The organism is Pantoea sp. RIT413, assembly GCF_003057675.2.
Lineage (GTDB): Bacteria > Pseudomonadota > Gammaproteobacteria > Enterobacterales > Enterobacteriaceae > Pantoea > Pantoea eucrina.
Genome location: NZ_QBJB02000024.1, coordinates 10,475 through 25,545, shown reverse-complemented (window position 1 = coordinate 25,545; position 15,071 = coordinate 10,475). Strand labels below are relative to the sequence as shown.

The window sequence follows — 15,071 nt, the reverse complement described above, 5'->3', positions numbered from 1 at the left end:
TCTGCGTTGCCGCTTTGCCGTCTCAGTGGTGGCGCATTATAGGGATCCGAATTTTTTGCACAACCCCTTTTTTCGATCTTTTTTACTGAGTGGCGAGTTTCTGTTCTTTTCGCTGCGATCGCGAGCGATCCGGTTAAATTTCACCTTGTTCAGCACTGCATTTAGCTGCACGCTGGGAATAATTGATAAAGGAGAAAGATCATGTCTGTAGCCCTGCGCCCTTATAAGTACTCTTTTCCGCAAACCGGCGAGCGTGTCATGGTAGATAGCAGCAGCGTTGTTGTGGGTGATGTTCGATTAGATGATGATGTCAGTATCTGGCCGCTGGTCGCGATCCGCGGTGATGTTAATCACGTCATCATTGGTAAAAGAAGCAATATACAGGATGGCAGCGTTCTGCACGTCACGCATAAGTCAGCCACCAATCCCCAGGGATATCCTTTACTGATTGGCGAAGATGTGACGGTCGGGCATAAGGCGATGCTGCATGGCTGTACTATCGGCGATCGCGTGCTGGTCGGCATGGGCTCAATCGTACTGGACGGGGCCATTGTTGAAGAGGATGTCATGATTGGGGCGGGCAGCCTGGTCCCCCCCGGCAAGCGTCTCGTCAGCGGCTATCTCTATTTAGGTAGTCCGGTGAAACAGATTCGCCCGCTTACTGAAGCTGAAATTGCCGGCCTGCTTTACTCATCCGGCAATTACGTCAAATGGAAAGATGATTATCTGAATCAGGAGAGCCAGACCCAGCCCTGATCGCTGATCGCATCCGTCAGAATAAGCTTTTCAGCTTCCTCTTCTATATCCCAGCGATGTGCGCAGAACAGCGCCATCGCCTCTCCTTCACCAAAACGCGCATGAAGCGCGGGCTGAGAAATAGCACAGGTGATTCCCATGCCATTTACCAGAGCAGGAAAGATGACTGCCTGCTGCTGCCGATCCCAGCTTTCCCGTTCAGGAAAATGAATCGCCTGATTCATGGCTGCATGGCTCGCTTTAGTGTATCGATCACCGGCGTAATCTCCGGCATGACACCGTGCCAGAGCTGAAAAGCGTGTGCAGCCTGTCCCACCAGCATGCCCGCGCCATCCGCCACGACGTCAGCGCCCTTCTGCTGGCACCATAGAAGAAAAGGCGTCAGGCCCGGTTGGTAAAACATGTCATAGCAGCGTACCCCGCGCTCAATCAGCGTGGCAGGTAAAGGTGGGATGTCGCCTGCAACACCGCTGGAGGTGGCATTGATGATCAAATCAAAAGCGTGTGCACTGAGCCGGGCAAAGTTTACTGCCTCAATCTCTCCGCAGTGACTAAACTGTTGCGCCAGCTCTTCAGCACGGCTGGCGGTGCGGTTTACCACCACCAGCGAGCAGCCGGCGGCAAGCAGAGGCTGGATCACACCGCGCGCAGCCCCCCCTGCACCGACCAGCAGGATCCGATCGCCTGGCTGGATCATCTCCAGCCTTTGCAGATCGCTGAGCAGGCCGATCCCGTCGGTGTTATCTCCGAAAAGCGAGCCATCACTTCTCTTATGCAGCGTATTCACTGCGCCAGATAGCCTGGCGCGCTCGCTCAGCGCATCAGCCAGCGACCACGCCTGCTGTTTAAACGGCAGGGTCACGTTAGCCCCCCTCCCCGCCGCAGCGAAAAAGGCACGCAGCGTCTGCGGAAAAGCATCCAGCGGCGCGCAGATTTGACCATAGCTGTGAGCTATACCGGTTTGCCGGGCAAATTCGCGATGAATAAAGGGGGACTTACTGTGCGCAATCGGATGGCCAAAAACGGCAAAGTTTTCCATCTGTCAGCCCTGGCGAATCAGTTCACCGCTGAGCACATCGCGGATTTCTGAAGGGTTAAGACGCCCTCCGGTGGCTGCCTGCAGCACCGGAAACGCAACGCCAAACTGCTCAGTGACTTCAGCAGCGGTGCGACAGGGCGGCATGCCGGTCAGGTTTGCGCTGGTAGAGACCAGCGGTTTGCCAAAACCACGGCATAATGCCTGAACGTCAGAGTGATTACTGACGCGGATCGCCAGTGAATTGAAACGCCCCGTCAGCCAGCGTGGTGTGCTGGATCGCGCCGGCACCACCCAGGTTACCGGACCAGGCCAGGAGGCAAACATGCGTTCGCGCTGCTCCGCTGTCAGTTGCTCATCGTCAATATAGGGCGTCAGCTGAGTATAGTCAGCGGCAATCAGGATCAATCCTTTCTCAACCGGCCGTTGTTTCAGCTGCAGCAGCGCCATTACCGCACGTTCGCTGTCAGGGTCGCAGCCAAGGCCAAATACGGCTTCGGTGGGATAAGCGATTACGCACTGCTGTTTTAGCTGCTCAATGCAAAAGTCAGCGCTTCCTGGAATAGATTGAGACTGGTTCATGATTACTCTTCTTCCGGCACAACGGGCTTGCCGCAGCGTTTACTGGCGCAGAAACGCCTGACGCCCTGTGCAGTTTTCTTTTCTATTAGTAAGGGGAACTGGCAGTGTGGACACGTACCGTCAACCGGCGTGGCGTTAATAGCAAACTGACACTCAGGATAGCGATCGCAGGCGTGAAACGTTTTGCCATAGCGCGAGCGCCGCTGTACCAGTTTACCGCTGGCACACTGCGGACAGGCAATAGTTGTCACATCAGGTTTATCAACGGCTTCCGTATAGTGGCACTCCGGATAACCGCTGCAGCTGATAAACATGCCAAACCGTCCCAGACGCAGTACTTTGTCTGCATCACACTGCGGGCAGGCATGCCCTTCCAGCACCTTGACGATATGGCCATCCGCCTGATTTTTCATCGGCCGGATATAGTCGCAGGCGGGATAGTTACTACAGCCCAGAAACGGGCCCGTTTTGCCAGAACGTATGACCAATTCTGCCCCGCACGCGGGGCAGGGTTCCTGTTTACGCACGCTAAACAGCGCTGATTTATTCATATTACCCGGGGTATTCATTACAGATTAATGCAGCATACCTTCATTGACGTCGAATAACAGTTCTTCCATTTGCTGATAGGCATTTTCGCATCCCGGAATATTAAACAGCACCATCAGCACCACCCATTTCAGATCCTGCAGATCGAACTCCAGCGTATCAAGCGCCATAACCCGTTCGATAACCATTTCCCGCGTTTCCATGTTCAGTACCTGAATCTGCTCAAGGAACAGCACGAAACCGCGACACTCTGCATCTAAACGCTGGCTCTCTTCCTCAGTGTAGATACGCATAGAGAGAGGATCGTTTGCCAGTAATACCGGTGCGACCAGCCCCTCCTGGTAATCCGCCAGCCGTTCAAGCCAGTTCAGCGCATTGTAGATATCTTCACGGTGAAAACCGGCGTCAGTTAGATCATCAGTGAGTTTATCCTGATCAACGCGCATCTCAGCTTCGTTATGAATATAGGTTTCAAACAAGTACATAAGTACGTCGAACATGGCATGCCCTCCTCAATCGGACATAGCCGCCGGGTACAGCTGCGATCCATCCTGCTAACTCCAGTTCGAGCAATTGTGCAGCGATGACTGGCACAGGTTGGCCGGCACGTTCAGCGACGACGTCAACAGGTGTAACCTCATCACCTACGTTAGCCAACGCGCTGAGAAATGGCAATGGAACATCGTCACTGAGTTGTGAATATATTGTGTCCGATTGGTTTACGGGCAGCCACTGCAGCGTAGAGTGCAAATCCTCCAGAATATTATTGGGATGAGCAACCAGCAGTGCGCCCTGCTGTATCAGCCAGTGCACGCCTTCACTGCCGGCGTTACCCAGCGCTCCGGGCAGCGCATAAACATTGCGGTTTTGCTCAAGTGCATAACGCGCCGTCACCAGCGAACCGCTTTTCAGCGACGCCTCTACCACCAGCACGCCATAGCTTAAGCCACTGATAATGCGGTTACGTCGCGGGAAGTTCACGCCATGCGGCGCACACGTCAGCGGCAGTTCAGAAATAAGCGCACCGCCGTGACTGATAATGTCGCAGGCCAGTGCCTGATGCTGCTTTGGATAGAGGCACTGTAATCCACTGCCCAGTACCGCCAGCGTCTTTCCTCCGGCAGCCAGCGCGGCACGATGCGCAATACCATCGATACCGCGCGCCAGTCCACTGGTGATAGTCAGGCCACTTACGGCCAGCTGTTGCGTAAACCACTCCCCCCACTCTTTCCCGTAAAGTGAGCAGTTGCGGCTGCCGACCACGGCAAGCTGAGGCTGGGTAAGCGCTGCTGCATCGCCAGCGACAAACAGCGCGGTCGGGTAGCGCGCTGTCTCTTTAAGCCGCTCCGGATAACGAGCATCCGTGCAGTCAATCAGGCTATGCTGCGGCTGATCCAGCCACGTCAGTGTGTTATCACGCTGGCGCGGGCACAGCATCAGGTAGTGCTGCCGCTGTTGTTCACTCATTCCCTGAGCGCGCAGCCACTCATCATCCACTCTGTCAGCAGCCTTTAACGCCGTCATAAAGCGGTGCGCTTTGTGGCCGCTCAGGCCCCGTACGTTTGCTGCTCTGAGCACTCTTTCCAGCTTTTCCATTTTGCCTTCCATGACCGCCGTGTCTGTGCCGTGCAATGCTGTCAATCGGGCCATGAAAAGTCTACAATATGAACCAGTAATCTTTTCTTTAACGCATATAGATCTGGATATTTATGTCAGTTTTGCAGGTATTACATTTTCCTGACGATCGCCTTCGCAAAATTGCTGCACCAGTTGCAGCAGTTGACGCCGGGGTTCAGCGTATCGTCGATGATATGTTTGAAACGATGTATGCCGAAGAAGGCATTGGCCTGGCGGCTACACAGGTTGATATCCACCAGCGTATTATCGTCATCGATGTCTCTGAAAATCGTGACGAGCGCCTGGTGCTTATCAATCCGGAGCTGCTGGAAAAAAGTGGCGAGACCGGTATCGAGGAAGGCTGCCTTTCTATTCCGGAACAGCGTGCATTTGTGCCGCGCGCCGAGCGCGTCAAAGTTCGCGCACTGGATCGTGACGGTAACAGCTTTGAACTGGAAACGGATGGCCTGCTGGCAATCTGTATTCAGCATGAGATTGACCATCTGGACGGCAAGCTGTTTATCGATTATCTGTCACCGCTGAAACGCCAGCGTATTAAACAGAAACTGGAAAAACTGGCTCGCCAGAATACCCGCGCATCCTGAGAGCGAACAGAAGGCTAAATTGTGTCTGCACCGTTGAAAATTATTTTTGCCGGTACACCTGACTTTGCAGCGCGTCACCTTGACGCGCTGCTTGCATCTGAGCATCAGGTAACCGGCGTCTTTACCCAGCCCGATCGTCCTGCCGGACGCGGCAACAAACTCACTCCCGGCCCGGTAAAAGTGTTAGCCCAGACGCACGGTATACCGGTTTTTCAGCCCAAATCACTCAGGCCGGAAGAGAACCAGCAGCTGGTAGCCGATCTGCAGGCAGATATCATGGTCGTCGTGGCCTATGGACTGATTCTGCCACAGGCAGTGCTTTCGATGCCCCGTCTCGGTTGCGTGAACGTTCACGGCTCGCTGCTGCCACGCTGGCGCGGTGCCGCGCCGATCCAGCGCGCGCTCTGGGCTGGCGATAGCGAAACCGGTGTGACCATTATGCAGATGGATGCAGGCCTCGACACAGGCGATATGCTGCTCAAACTCAACTGCCCGATTGGTGCGGACGATACCAGCGCTTCGCTTTACAATCGCCTGGCTGAACTGGGACCGCAGGGCCTGCTGCAAACGCTAACTATGCTGGCGACCAACCGTGCCCAGCCAGAGGTACAGGATAACGCTCTGGCGACCTACGCTGAAAAGCTCAGCAAAGAGGAAGCCCGGCTGGACTGGACGCTGCCGGCGGTGCAGCTGGAGCGCTGCATCCGTGCCTTTAATCCCTGGCCGGTAGGCTATTTTCTTATCGATGATCAACCGGTAAAAGTCTGGCAGGCAACGGTGTTACCGCATCAGGATAAACAGCCGGGCGAAATCCTGCACGCCGATAAGCAGGGCATTCAGATCGCAACCGCGGATGGTGTCTTAAACCTGTTATCCCTGCAGCCAGCTGGCAAAAAACCTATGTCAGCCCAGGACCTGCTCAATTCACGTCGCGAATGGTTCACTCCCGGAACCGTTCTGGCCTGATCCTGTTGCCCGGTACGCGCCGGGCCCAACTGCCTGATGAAATACTATGAAAAAAGCGACTAACCTGCGCAGCCTGGCGGCGCAACTGATCGAACGTGTGGTGGATAAAGGCGAATCGCTCAGCGCTATCCTTCCTGCCGCGCAAAAAACCGTGGCGGACAAAGATGGCGCCCTGCTGCAGGAGTTGTGCTTTGGTGTGACGCGCACATTACCTCAGCTGGAAGCGCTGATCGGCAAGCTGATGGAGCGCCCGTTAACCGGTAAACAGCGCGTGCTGCACTACCTGATTATGGTCGGCCTTTATCAGCTGCTTTATACGCGTATCCCGCCGCATGCCGCGCTGGCGGAAACTGTTGCCGGCGCAGAAGTCCTTAAGCGGGCTAACCTGAAAGGGCTGCTGAATGGCGTGTTACGCCAGTTTCAGCGTCAGCAGGAGAGCCTGCTGGCAGAAGTGGATCAGGCACCGCAACGCTATCTGCATCCTGGCTGGTTACTGAAACGTCTTCAGCACGCCTGGCCGCAGCAGTGGCAGGCGATCACCGAGGCCAACAATCAGCGTCCGCCAATGTGGTTGCGCGTCAATCGCCAGCATCATACGCGTGATGCCTGGCTGGCATTGCTGAATCAGGCGGACAAAAATGGCATCTGCGGCGATGCGCCGGATGCTGTACGTCTGGAATCACCAGCGCCTGTAAGCCAGCTGCCGGGTTTTGAGCAGGGATGGGTTACGGTTCAGGATCTCTCCGCGCAGCGTTGTGCTCTGCTGCTCGAACCTCAGCCAGGCGAACATATACTGGATCTCTGTGCAGCGCCGGGCGGTAAAACCACACATATTCTGGAAGTGGCCCCACAGGCCAGTGTGATGGCAGTTGATATTGATGAGCAGCGCCTGAGCCGCGTGCGGGAAAACCTGCTGCGCCTGAACATGACTGCAGAAGTGCGTCAGGGCGATGGCCGTACGCCTGCCGCCTGGTGTAACGATCTGACATTTGACCGTATCCTGCTTGATGCGCCCTGTTCTGCAACCGGCGTGATACGTCGCCATCCTGATATCAAATGGCTGCGCCGCGATCGGGATATTGCGGAGCTGGCAGCACTGCAGCGTGAAATCCTTAATGCCATCTGGCCGCGTCTGAAATCAGGCGGCACGCTGCTGTATGCGACCTGTTCAGTATTGCCGGAAGAGAACCATGAGCAAATCCGCACGTTTCTTGCCGACCATGATGATGCCATCGCGGTGCCGCTGCCGCAGGGGGATGAATATGGCTGGCAGGTATTCCCGCACGCTGACGGCGGTGACGGCTTTTTCTACGCTAAGCTGATAAAAAAATAGTGCGGCGCACGCTAATGAGAGCAACAGAGCGATGAAAATTATTATCCTCGGAGCCGGTCAGGTTGGCGGTACGCTGGCAGAGAATCTGGTGGGTGAAAACAATGACATCACCGTGGTAGACAGCGACCCTTCACGTTTACGCGTGTTGCAGGACAAATTTGACCTGCGCGTTGTCCACGGCCACGGTTCTCATCCGCGTGTCCTGCGTGAAGCGGGCGCAGAAGATGCCGATATGCTGGTTGCCGTAACCAGTTCGGACGAAACCAATATGATCGCCTGTCAGATAGCTTACTCGCTGTTTAATACGCCAAACCGTATTGCGCGTATTCGTGCAGCGGACTATCTGCGCGATGGCGATAAATTATTTACGCCGGAAGCGGTGCCGATTGACCACTTAATCTCTCCTGAACAGCTGGTTATCGACAATATCTATCGTCTTATCCAGTATCCTGGCGCACTTCAGGTGGTCAATTTTGCGGAAGGGAAAGTAAGCCTTGCCGTGGTTAAAGCCTATTATGGCGGCCCGCTGGTCGGCAATCCGCTCTCTATCATGCGTGAGCATATGCCACACATCGATACGCGGGTTGCGGCTATTTTTCGTCAGGATCGCCCTATTCGTCCGCAGGGGTCAACCATTGTTGAAGCGGGTGATGAAGTGTTCTTCATTGCTGCCAGTCAGCACATTCGCGCCGTAATGAGCGAGATGCAGCGGCTGGAAAAGCCTTACAAACGCATCATGCTGGTAGGCGGGGGCAACATCGGTTTTGGTCTTGCGCAGCGGCTGGAAAAACATTACAGCGTTAAACTTATCGAGCGTAATCAGCAGCGCGCCGCTGAACTGGCAGAAAACCTGCAGGACACCATCGTATTTTATGGTGACGCCTCCGATCAGGAGCTGCTGGCTGAAGAGTATGTGGATCAGGTTGATCTTTTTATTGCCGTGACCAATGACGATGAAGCCAACATTATGTCAGCCATGCTGGCTAAAAAGATGGGGGCGAAAAAAGTCATGGTGCTGATACAGCGTCGCGCCTATGTTGACCTGGTGCAGGGCAGCGTAATAGACATCGCCATCTCACCACAGCAGGCCACTATTTCTGCCCTGCTGAGCCACGTACGCAAGGCGGATATTGTGGGCGTTTCGTCACTGCGCCGCGGCATTGCAGAAGCCATTGAAGCGATTGCACATGGCGACGAGAGCACGTCACGCGTGGTTGGCCGGCAGATTGAAAATATTAAATTGCCGCCCGGCACGCTAATTGGCGCCATTGTGCGCGGTGATGAGGTGATTATTGCTAATGCAAACGTCAGAATCGAACAGGGTGATCATGTGATCATGTTTCTGACAGACAAAAAATTTGTTCCGGATGTAGAGCGACTGTTTCAGCCCAGCCCGTTTTTCCTCTGATAATCGCTGGACTGCCTCTCCCTTCGCGGCCTCGCTTTAATGCGCTGCAATAATGGAAAATGCGCTAAGGTTTGTTAGACTTTATCGATTGGCTTAGGCAAGGGAGATAACCATGAGTTTATTCAAAGAGTTTCGCGATTTCGCCATGCGTGGCAACGTAGTGGACCTGGCAGTCGGTGTCGTGATCGGTGCTGCGTTTGGTAAAATTGTTTCATCATTAGTGGCGAATATCATCATGCCTCCGCTGGGCCTGCTGATTGGCGGCGTGGACTTTAAGCAGTTCAGATGGGTGCTGAAACCGGCAGAGGGTGATGTTCCTGCTGTGGTGATGGAGTATGGTAATTTTATCCAGACCGTATTTGATTTTGTCATTATTGCATTCGCGATTTTCATGGCGATTAAAGTAATGAACAAACTCTATACCAAAAAAGAAGTAGAGAAGCCGGCACCGAAGCCTTCCAGCGAAGAAGTACTGCTCACGGAAATCCGTGATTTGCTGAAGCAGCAGAATACAAAGATCTGATAAAAAAGCCGCCTGACTCAGGCGGCTTTTTTTATGCCATAGCAGAAGGCCAGTGATAAACAGTGTTGCTTATCGCTGGCCTCCCGCTGCTGTCCCTTTGCATGCTTCTCTTTACGACGATAGCTGCCCTTACCTTTCTGGTTACGCTCGATCCGCTGACGATAAAGCGGGTCATGCAGTAACGCCTCCAGCGCATTATCATTGATGATCCCTTTGCGATGCAGATAGTGACTCATACCTTTCTCCTGATAAATTTCGGGGGTAACTTTACTCTTTTTGTCCGGCGTTGCAATCTTTACCGCAGCACGCTTCTGGCTGCGGATCGTTGCCTGTCTCCAGCGCTTCAAGAATAGAACAGCAGGCGGAGCTGTGTTGCTCGCCGCAGCAGGTTTGCGCCAGCCGCTGCAGCGAACGCTGAATGATCTGCAGTTCAGCGATAACATGATCAACCTCTTCCAGCCTGCTGGCCACGATCGCTTTTGACTCCTGACAGGTGTGATGATCGGGTTCGATCCTGATCGACAGTAATCCCCGAATCGCTTCCAGAGTAAAACCAAGCTGACGTCCGTAGCGAATGAACCGCAGACGCTGCAGATCTTTATCGCTGTAAAGACGAAAGCCGCCTCCGGTGCGCATTCTGTGCTCCATCAGCTGCTGCTTTTCATAAAAACGAATGGTGTCCGGCGTAACTTCCGCAAGCCGGGCGAGTTGACCAATGCGATACACGCTATTCACCCTGCTTAAGACGTTGAGCAATATCAGCACGATAACGGCTGTATAAAAATTCGGTGCTCAGGCCAGCCTGCTGCAGTTTACTTTCAAGGAGAATGAGGCGCCGGGTAATTTCAGCGTGAGAAGGTTCTTCTGCATCAAGCGTCTGCAACAGCTTGTGCAGTTCAAGCGCCTCTTTCCGGGCTTCAAGCTCAGGCGGAAGATAGCCGGCATTCTTTAACAAACGATACGCGGTACGCAGTTCAGGGGGAACTGCGCTGTCATCATCCAGCTGTAACGGCGCACCCTCACCAGGAAGGTTGCTTAGTTCACCTTTTGCCTGAGCTTCACGAATGTGCTGTTCCGCCAGTTGATCGATTAACCACATAGCGCTCTCCTGTCGATATCTGTCAATGACTCAGGAAATCATAGCGGATGACAAATTTCAGGCAATAAAAAACCCGCCGGAGCGGGTTTTCTACGATACTGCAGATTACTCTGCAGCAGCTTCTGCTTGAGCTTCTGGACGATCAACCAGCTCGATGTAAGCCATCGGAGCGTTGTCACCAGCACGGAAGCCACACTTCAGAATACGAGTGTAACCACCGGCACGGCTCGCGAAACGCGGGCCCAGCTCGTTAAACAGTTTTGCCACGATCTCGTTATCACGAGTGCGGGCGAATGCCAGACGACGATTAGCTACGCTGTCGGTCTTGGCAAGAGTAATCAGCGGCTCAACTACGCGACGCAGTTCTTTGGCTTTCGGCAGAGTCGTTTTGATGATCTCATGACGAACCAGAGAACCAGCCATGTTGCGGAACATAGCCTGACGATGGCTGCTGTTGCGGTTCAGTTGACGACCACTCTTACGATGGCGCATGACCTTATCCTTCTCAGTGAAACCTTAACCTGTGATCGGGTTATTCATCAGCGATGCTTGCTGGCGGCCAGTTTTCCAGGCGCATGCCCAGAGACAGACCACGTGAAGCGAGCACATCTTTAATCTCAGTAAGAGATTTTTTACCGAGGTTAGGCGTTTTAAGCAGCTCAACCTCAGTACGCTGTACCAGATCACCGATGTAGTGGATAGCTTCTGCCTTAAGGCAGTTAGCAGAGCGGACAGTCAATTCCAGATCGTCAACAGGGCGCAGCAGGATCGGATCGAATTCTGGTTTCTCTTCTTTCACTTCCGGCTGACGTACGTCACGTAAATCAACGAAAGCTTCCAGTTGTTCTGCCAGGATGGTAGCCGCACGACGAATCGCCTCTTCAGGATCGATTGTGCCGTTGGTTTCCATTTCGATGACCAGCTTGTCCAGGTCGGTGCGCTGCTCTACACGCGCTGCTTCAACATTGTAGGCGATACGGTCTACAGGGCTGTAGCAAGCGTCGACCAGCAGGCGGCCGATTGGGCGCTCATCTTCTTCCGAATGAATTCGGGCAGACGCCGGCACATAACCACGACCACGCTGAACTTTGATACGCATGCTAATAGATGCGTTTTCATCGGTCAGATGGCAGATCACATGCTGCGGCTTGACGATTTCGACATCACCATCATGGGTGATGTCGGCTGCAGTCACAGGGCCAATGCCAGATTTATTCAAAGTAAGGATGACTTCATCTTTACCCTGAACTCTTACCGCCAGCCCTTTCAGGTTGAGCAGGATTTCCAGGATATCTTCCTGAACGCCCTCTTTGGTGGAGTACTCGTGCAGCACGCCATCAATTTCAACCTCGGTCACCGCGCAACCCGGCATGGAAGAAAGCAGAATACGGCGCAGTGCGTTACCAAGAGTATGGCCAAAGCCACGCTCTAATGGTTCAAGGGTCACCTTGGCGTGCGTCGAACTCACTTGCTCGATATCTACCAGGCGCGGTTTTAGAAACTCTGTCACAGAACCCTGCATTGTGTCCTCTCTTTGGTACTAAGCTTTACTTAGAGTAAAGCTCGACGATCAGGTGTTCGTTAATGTCCGCAGACAGATCAGTACGCTCAGGCATACGCTTGAACACACCTTCCATCTTGGTCGCATCAACTTCCAGCCAGGTTGGCTTTTCACGCTGCTCAGCCAGCTCCAGAGCGGCCTTCACGCGAGATTGCTTTTTGGCTTTCTCACGGATGCTTACGACATCATTCGGAGATACCTGATAAGAAGCGATGTTAACAACGCGGCCATTTACCAGAATAGATTTGTGGCTAACCAGCTGACGTGCTTCTGCACGAGTGGCGCCAAAGCCCATACGGTAAACTACGTTATCCAGACGACCTTCCAGCAGAGCTAACAGGTTTTCACCGGTGTTGCCTTTCAGACGTGCTGCTTCTTTATAGTAGTTACGGAACTGACGCTCCAGCACGCCGTACATACGACGAACTTTCTGCTTTTCACGTAACTGACCGCCGTAATCAGACAGACGCGGTTTACGCGCACCATGCTGACCAGGGGCTTGTTCAATTTTGCACTTGGAATCAATCGCGCGAACGCCAGACTTAAGGAATAAGTCGGTACCCTCGCGACGGCTCAGCTTGAGCTTAGGACCCAAATATCTTGCCATTTTCTTTCTCCAACTAACCTAAAAAACGGGGCGTTATACGCGACGTTTTTTCGGCGGACGACAACCGTTGTGAGGGATCGGAGTCACATCAGTAATATTCGTGATGCGGAAACCAGCAGCGTTCAGAGCACGAATCGTAGATTCGCGGCCTGGACCTGGACCCTTAACCATAACTTCCAGGTTCTTAATACCGTAATCTTTTACCGCTTCTGCACAGCGCTCTGCAGCGACCTGAGCAGCGAATGGAGTAGATTTACGTGAACCGCGGAAACCGGAACCACCGGCGGTTGCCCAACCCAGCGCGTTACCCTGACGATCGGTAATGGTTACGATGGTGTTGTTAAAAGACGCATGGACATGAGCCACGCCATCTGAGACTTGTTTTCTTACACGCTTACGTGCACGAACTGGTGCCTTTGCCATTATTTACTCACCCCGATTATTTCTTGATCGGTTTACGCGGACCCTTACGGGTACGTGCGTTGGTCTTAGTACGCTGACCGCGAACCGGCAGACCACGACGATGGCGTAAACCACGGTAGCAACCAAGGTCCATAAGACGCTTGATGCTCAGGGTGATTTCACGGCGCAGATCACCTTCAACAACGAATTTACCAACTGCTTCACGCAGCTGATCAATCTGTTCTTCAGACAGCTCACTGATCTTAACATTTTCAGCAATGCCCGTTTCAACGCAGATAGCTTTGGAACGAGTTTTGCCGATACCGAAGATCGAAGTTAATGCGATAACGGTATGTTTATGATCAGGAATGTTAATGCCTGCTATACGGGCCACTATGCACTCCTATAATTAAATAAATGCGAACCATGCTGAAAAGCCCGTTTTCAGGATACTCAAATGGAAACGCATCGACATACAAAAGATTGGCTGGCTAATCTAGCCAGCTCAACCCGACTTTGCAAGAAAAATATGTGACTTAATCAGCCCTGGCGCTGTTTATGCTTAGGCTCGGCGCTGCAGATCACACGTACGACACCGTCGCGACGAATGATTTTGCAGTTACGACATAATTTCTTGACGGAAGCACGAACTTTCATTTTTACTCTCCGTAACTTCTCAAGCTACTGAATTAACGGCCATAGCCTTTCAGGTTAGCTTTTTTCAATGCAGACTCATACTGACTAGACATCATCAGAGTTTGCACTTGAGCCATAAAGTCCATGATGACGACCACTACAATCAGCAGTGAAGTACCGCCGAAGTAGAAGGGAACCTTCATGGCATCACGCATGAACTCCGGGATCAGGCAGATAAAAGTAATATACAGCGCACCGATTAAGGTGAGTCGTGTCATAACTTTATCGATATACTTCGCCGTTTGCTCTCCCGGACGAATTCCCGGTACGAATGCACCAGACTTCTTCAGGTTATCTGCTGTTTCACGCGGGTTAAACACCAACGCCGTATAGAAGAAACAGAAGAAGATGATTGCAGTCGCATAGAGTAGCACATAAAGCGGCTGTCCTGGCTGCAAATACAGCGAAATTGTTGTCAGCCAGTTCCAACCACTACCGCTCCCGAACCAGGATGCTATCGTTGCCGGGAACAGAATAATGCTGGAAGCGAAGATAGCTGGAATGACACCTGCCATATTCACTTTCAACGGTAAATGTGTGCTCTGTGCAGCATATACACGACGCCCCTGCTGACGCTTAGCATAGTTGACCACGATACGACGCTGGCCACGCTCAACGAAAATAACAAAGAACGTCACTGCAAATACAAGAACTGCAACCAACAGCAACAGAAGAAAGTGCAGGTCGCCTTGCCGCGCTTGCTCGATGGTATGGCCAATGGCCGGCGGAAGACCCGCAACAATACCTGCGAAGATAATGATTGAGATACCGTTACCGATACCTCGTTCAGTAATCTGTTCGCCCAGCCACATCAGGAACATTGTCCCGGTAACCAGACTCACAACAGCGGTAAAGTAGAATGCGAAGCCCGGATTTAACACCAGGCCCTGCATTCCTGGCATATTCGGCAGACCGGTAGCGATACCGATCGACTGAAATATGGCCAAAACCAGGGTGCCATAGCGGGTGTACTGGCTAATCTTACGACGGCCAGCCTCACCCTCTTTCTTAATCTCTGCCAGGGCGGGATGAACCACCGTCAGCAGCTGGATAATAATAGAGGCCGAAATATACGGCATAATACCCAGCGCGAAGATTGAGGCACGACTGAGAGCACCACCAGAGAACATGTTGAACATTTCAATGATGGTGCCACGCTGTTGCTCAAGCAGTTTGGCAAGTACAGTGGCATCGATACCGGGGATTGGAATAAAAGAGCCAATGCGGAAGACAATCAGTGCACCGATTACAAACAATAGTCTGCGCTTCAGTTCACCAAAGCCCCCTTTGGCGCTTTGAAAATCTAATCCCGGTTGCTTTGCCATCTGCTA

22 protein-coding genes are annotated in these 15,071 nt (G+C 52.9%); 6 read left to right on the top strand and 16 right to left on the bottom strand.

Annotated elements, in window-relative coordinates:
* Window positions 1–201 precede the first annotated feature (201 nt).
* A complete protein-coding gene (locus tag DBY66_RS17485) occupies window positions 202–756 on the top strand; it encodes a gamma carbonic anhydrase family protein (RefSeq protein ID WP_039380747.1) in 555 nt (184 codons plus the stop codon).
* Here the strand turns inward: DBY66_RS17485 and DBY66_RS17480 are convergent.
* From DBY66_RS17480 to dprA, 6 genes are read right to left on the bottom strand one after another with little or no spacing between them, the layout of a single operon-like run.
* The gene (locus tag DBY66_RS17480; protein ID WP_071668691.1) at window positions 732–980 is read right to left on the bottom strand and encodes a DUF1488 domain-containing protein; all 249 of its coding nucleotides are present in this window, start codon (window positions 978–980) and stop codon (window positions 732–734) included. The genes DBY66_RS17485 and DBY66_RS17480 overlap by 25 nt on opposite strands.
* A complete protein-coding gene (gene aroE / locus DBY66_RS17475) occupies window positions 977–1,795 on the bottom strand; it encodes a shikimate dehydrogenase (protein WP_108570355.1) in 819 nt (272 codons plus the stop codon). The genes DBY66_RS17480 and aroE overlap by 4 nt, the downstream gene beginning before the upstream one ends.
* Before the next feature lie 3 nt (window positions 1,796–1,798).
* Window positions 1,799–2,374 carry an L-threonylcarbamoyladenylate synthase type 1 TsaC gene (gene tsaC, locus DBY66_RS17470; protein WP_039380753.1) on the bottom strand — a complete coding sequence of 192 codons (576 nt, stop codon included), beginning with the start codon at window positions 2,372–2,374 and terminating at the stop codon, window positions 1,799–1,801.
* A gap of 2 nt (window positions 2,375–2,376) precedes the next feature.
* The gene (locus DBY66_RS17465) at window positions 2,377–2,925 is read right to left on the bottom strand and encodes a type I DNA topoisomerase (RefSeq protein WP_108570360.1); all 549 of its coding nucleotides are present in this window, start codon (window positions 2,923–2,925) and stop codon (window positions 2,377–2,379) included.
* 24 nt (window positions 2,926–2,949) lie between these two features.
* The gene (gene smg, locus DBY66_RS17460) at window positions 2,950–3,423 is read right to left on the bottom strand and encodes a DUF494 family protein Smg (protein ID WP_039380755.1); all 474 of its coding nucleotides are present in this window, start codon (window positions 3,421–3,423) and stop codon (window positions 2,950–2,952) included.
* Complete coding sequence (gene dprA, locus DBY66_RS17455) at window positions 3,395–4,519, bottom strand: DNA-protecting protein DprA (protein ID WP_108570361.1); 1,125 nt, start codon at window positions 4,517–4,519, stop codon at window positions 3,395–3,397. The genes smg and dprA overlap by 29 nt, the downstream gene beginning before the upstream one ends.
* A 113-nt stretch (window positions 4,520–4,632) precedes the next feature.
* On the opposite strand from dprA, the gene def reads away from it, so the two are divergent.
* The 5 genes from def (at window position 4,633) to mscL (ending at window position 9,375) form a co-directional block, all read left to right on the top strand.
* The gene (gene def / locus DBY66_RS17450; protein ID WP_039380757.1) at window positions 4,633–5,145 is read left to right on the top strand and encodes a peptide deformylase; all 513 of its coding nucleotides are present in this window, start codon (window positions 4,633–4,635) and stop codon (window positions 5,143–5,145) included.
* A gap of 21 nt (window positions 5,146–5,166) precedes the next feature.
* Window positions 5,167–6,111 (top strand): methionyl-tRNA formyltransferase, encoded by a 945-nt coding sequence (fmt, locus tag DBY66_RS17445; protein WP_108570356.1) that lies wholly within the window; start codon window positions 5,167–5,169, stop codon window positions 6,109–6,111.
* Between the two features lie 46 nt (window positions 6,112–6,157).
* Window positions 6,158–7,444, top strand: a complete 1,287-nt coding sequence (rsmB, locus tag DBY66_RS17440) for a 16S rRNA (cytosine(967)-C(5))-methyltransferase RsmB (protein ID WP_039380762.1) — start codon at window positions 6,158–6,160, stop codon at window positions 7,442–7,444.
* A 31-nt stretch (window positions 7,445–7,475) separates the two neighbouring features.
* Complete coding sequence (trkA, locus tag DBY66_RS17435) at window positions 7,476–8,852, top strand: Trk system potassium transporter TrkA (RefSeq protein WP_108570357.1); 1,377 nt, start codon at window positions 7,476–7,478, stop codon at window positions 8,850–8,852.
* Between the two features lie 112 nt (window positions 8,853–8,964).
* A complete protein-coding gene (mscL, locus tag DBY66_RS17430; protein ID WP_039380768.1) occupies window positions 8,965–9,375 on the top strand; it encodes a large-conductance mechanosensitive channel protein MscL in 411 nt (136 codons plus the stop codon).
* Window positions 9,376–9,392: 17 nt separating this feature from the next.
* On the opposite strand, the gene DBY66_RS17425 is transcribed toward mscL, so the two are convergent.
* The 10 genes from DBY66_RS17425 to secY all read right to left on the bottom strand — a co-directional run bounded on the left by DBY66_RS17425 (window position 9,393) and on the right by secY (window position 15,065).
* Complete coding sequence (locus tag DBY66_RS17425) at window positions 9,393–9,611, bottom strand: alternative ribosome-rescue factor A (RefSeq protein ID WP_108570358.1); 219 nt, start codon at window positions 9,609–9,611, stop codon at window positions 9,393–9,395.
* A 31-nt stretch (window positions 9,612–9,642) separates the two neighbouring features.
* Window positions 9,643–10,101 carry a Zn(2+)-responsive transcriptional regulator gene (gene zntR / locus DBY66_RS17420; protein ID WP_039380774.1) on the bottom strand — a complete coding sequence of 153 codons (459 nt, stop codon included), beginning with the start codon at window positions 10,099–10,101 and terminating at the stop codon, window positions 9,643–9,645.
* 1 nt (window position 10,102) lies between these two features.
* Entirely contained in the window at window positions 10,103–10,474 is a 372-nt protein-coding gene (locus DBY66_RS17415) for a DUF1992 domain-containing protein (RefSeq protein ID WP_039380777.1), read from the bottom strand.
* Window positions 10,475–10,579: 105 nt separating this feature from the next.
* The gene (rplQ, locus tag DBY66_RS17410) at window positions 10,580–10,966 is read right to left on the bottom strand and encodes a 50S ribosomal protein L17 (protein WP_003850180.1); all 387 of its coding nucleotides are present in this window, start codon (window positions 10,964–10,966) and stop codon (window positions 10,580–10,582) included.
* Between the two features lie 40 nt (window positions 10,967–11,006).
* The gene (gene rpoA, locus DBY66_RS17405; RefSeq protein ID WP_007891688.1) at window positions 11,007–11,996 is read right to left on the bottom strand and encodes a DNA-directed RNA polymerase subunit alpha; all 990 of its coding nucleotides are present in this window, start codon (window positions 11,994–11,996) and stop codon (window positions 11,007–11,009) included.
* Between the two features lie 25 nt (window positions 11,997–12,021).
* Window positions 12,022–12,642 (bottom strand): 30S ribosomal protein S4, encoded by a 621-nt coding sequence (rpsD, locus tag DBY66_RS17400; protein ID WP_039380782.1) that lies wholly within the window; start codon window positions 12,640–12,642, stop codon window positions 12,022–12,024.
* A gap of 33 nt (window positions 12,643–12,675) precedes the next feature.
* On the bottom strand, window positions 12,676–13,065 hold the full coding sequence (gene rpsK, locus DBY66_RS17395; RefSeq protein ID WP_004160563.1) for a 30S ribosomal protein S11: 390 nt from the start codon (window positions 13,063–13,065) through the stop codon (window positions 12,676–12,678).
* A gap of 16 nt (window positions 13,066–13,081) precedes the next feature.
* Window positions 13,082–13,438, bottom strand: a complete 357-nt coding sequence (rpsM, locus tag DBY66_RS17390) for a 30S ribosomal protein S13 (RefSeq protein WP_039380785.1) — start codon at window positions 13,436–13,438, stop codon at window positions 13,082–13,084.
* Window positions 13,439–13,584: 146 nt separating this feature from the next.
* Complete coding sequence (gene rpmJ, locus DBY66_RS17385; RefSeq protein ID WP_004160566.1) at window positions 13,585–13,701, bottom strand: 50S ribosomal protein L36; 117 nt, start codon at window positions 13,699–13,701, stop codon at window positions 13,585–13,587.
* 32 nt (window positions 13,702–13,733) lie between these two features.
* Window positions 13,734–15,065, bottom strand: coding sequence for a preprotein translocase subunit SecY (gene secY / locus DBY66_RS17380; RefSeq protein ID WP_039380787.1), 1,332 nt, complete (start codon window positions 15,063–15,065; stop codon window positions 13,734–13,736).
* Between the last annotated feature and the right edge of the window lie 6 nt (window positions 15,066–15,071).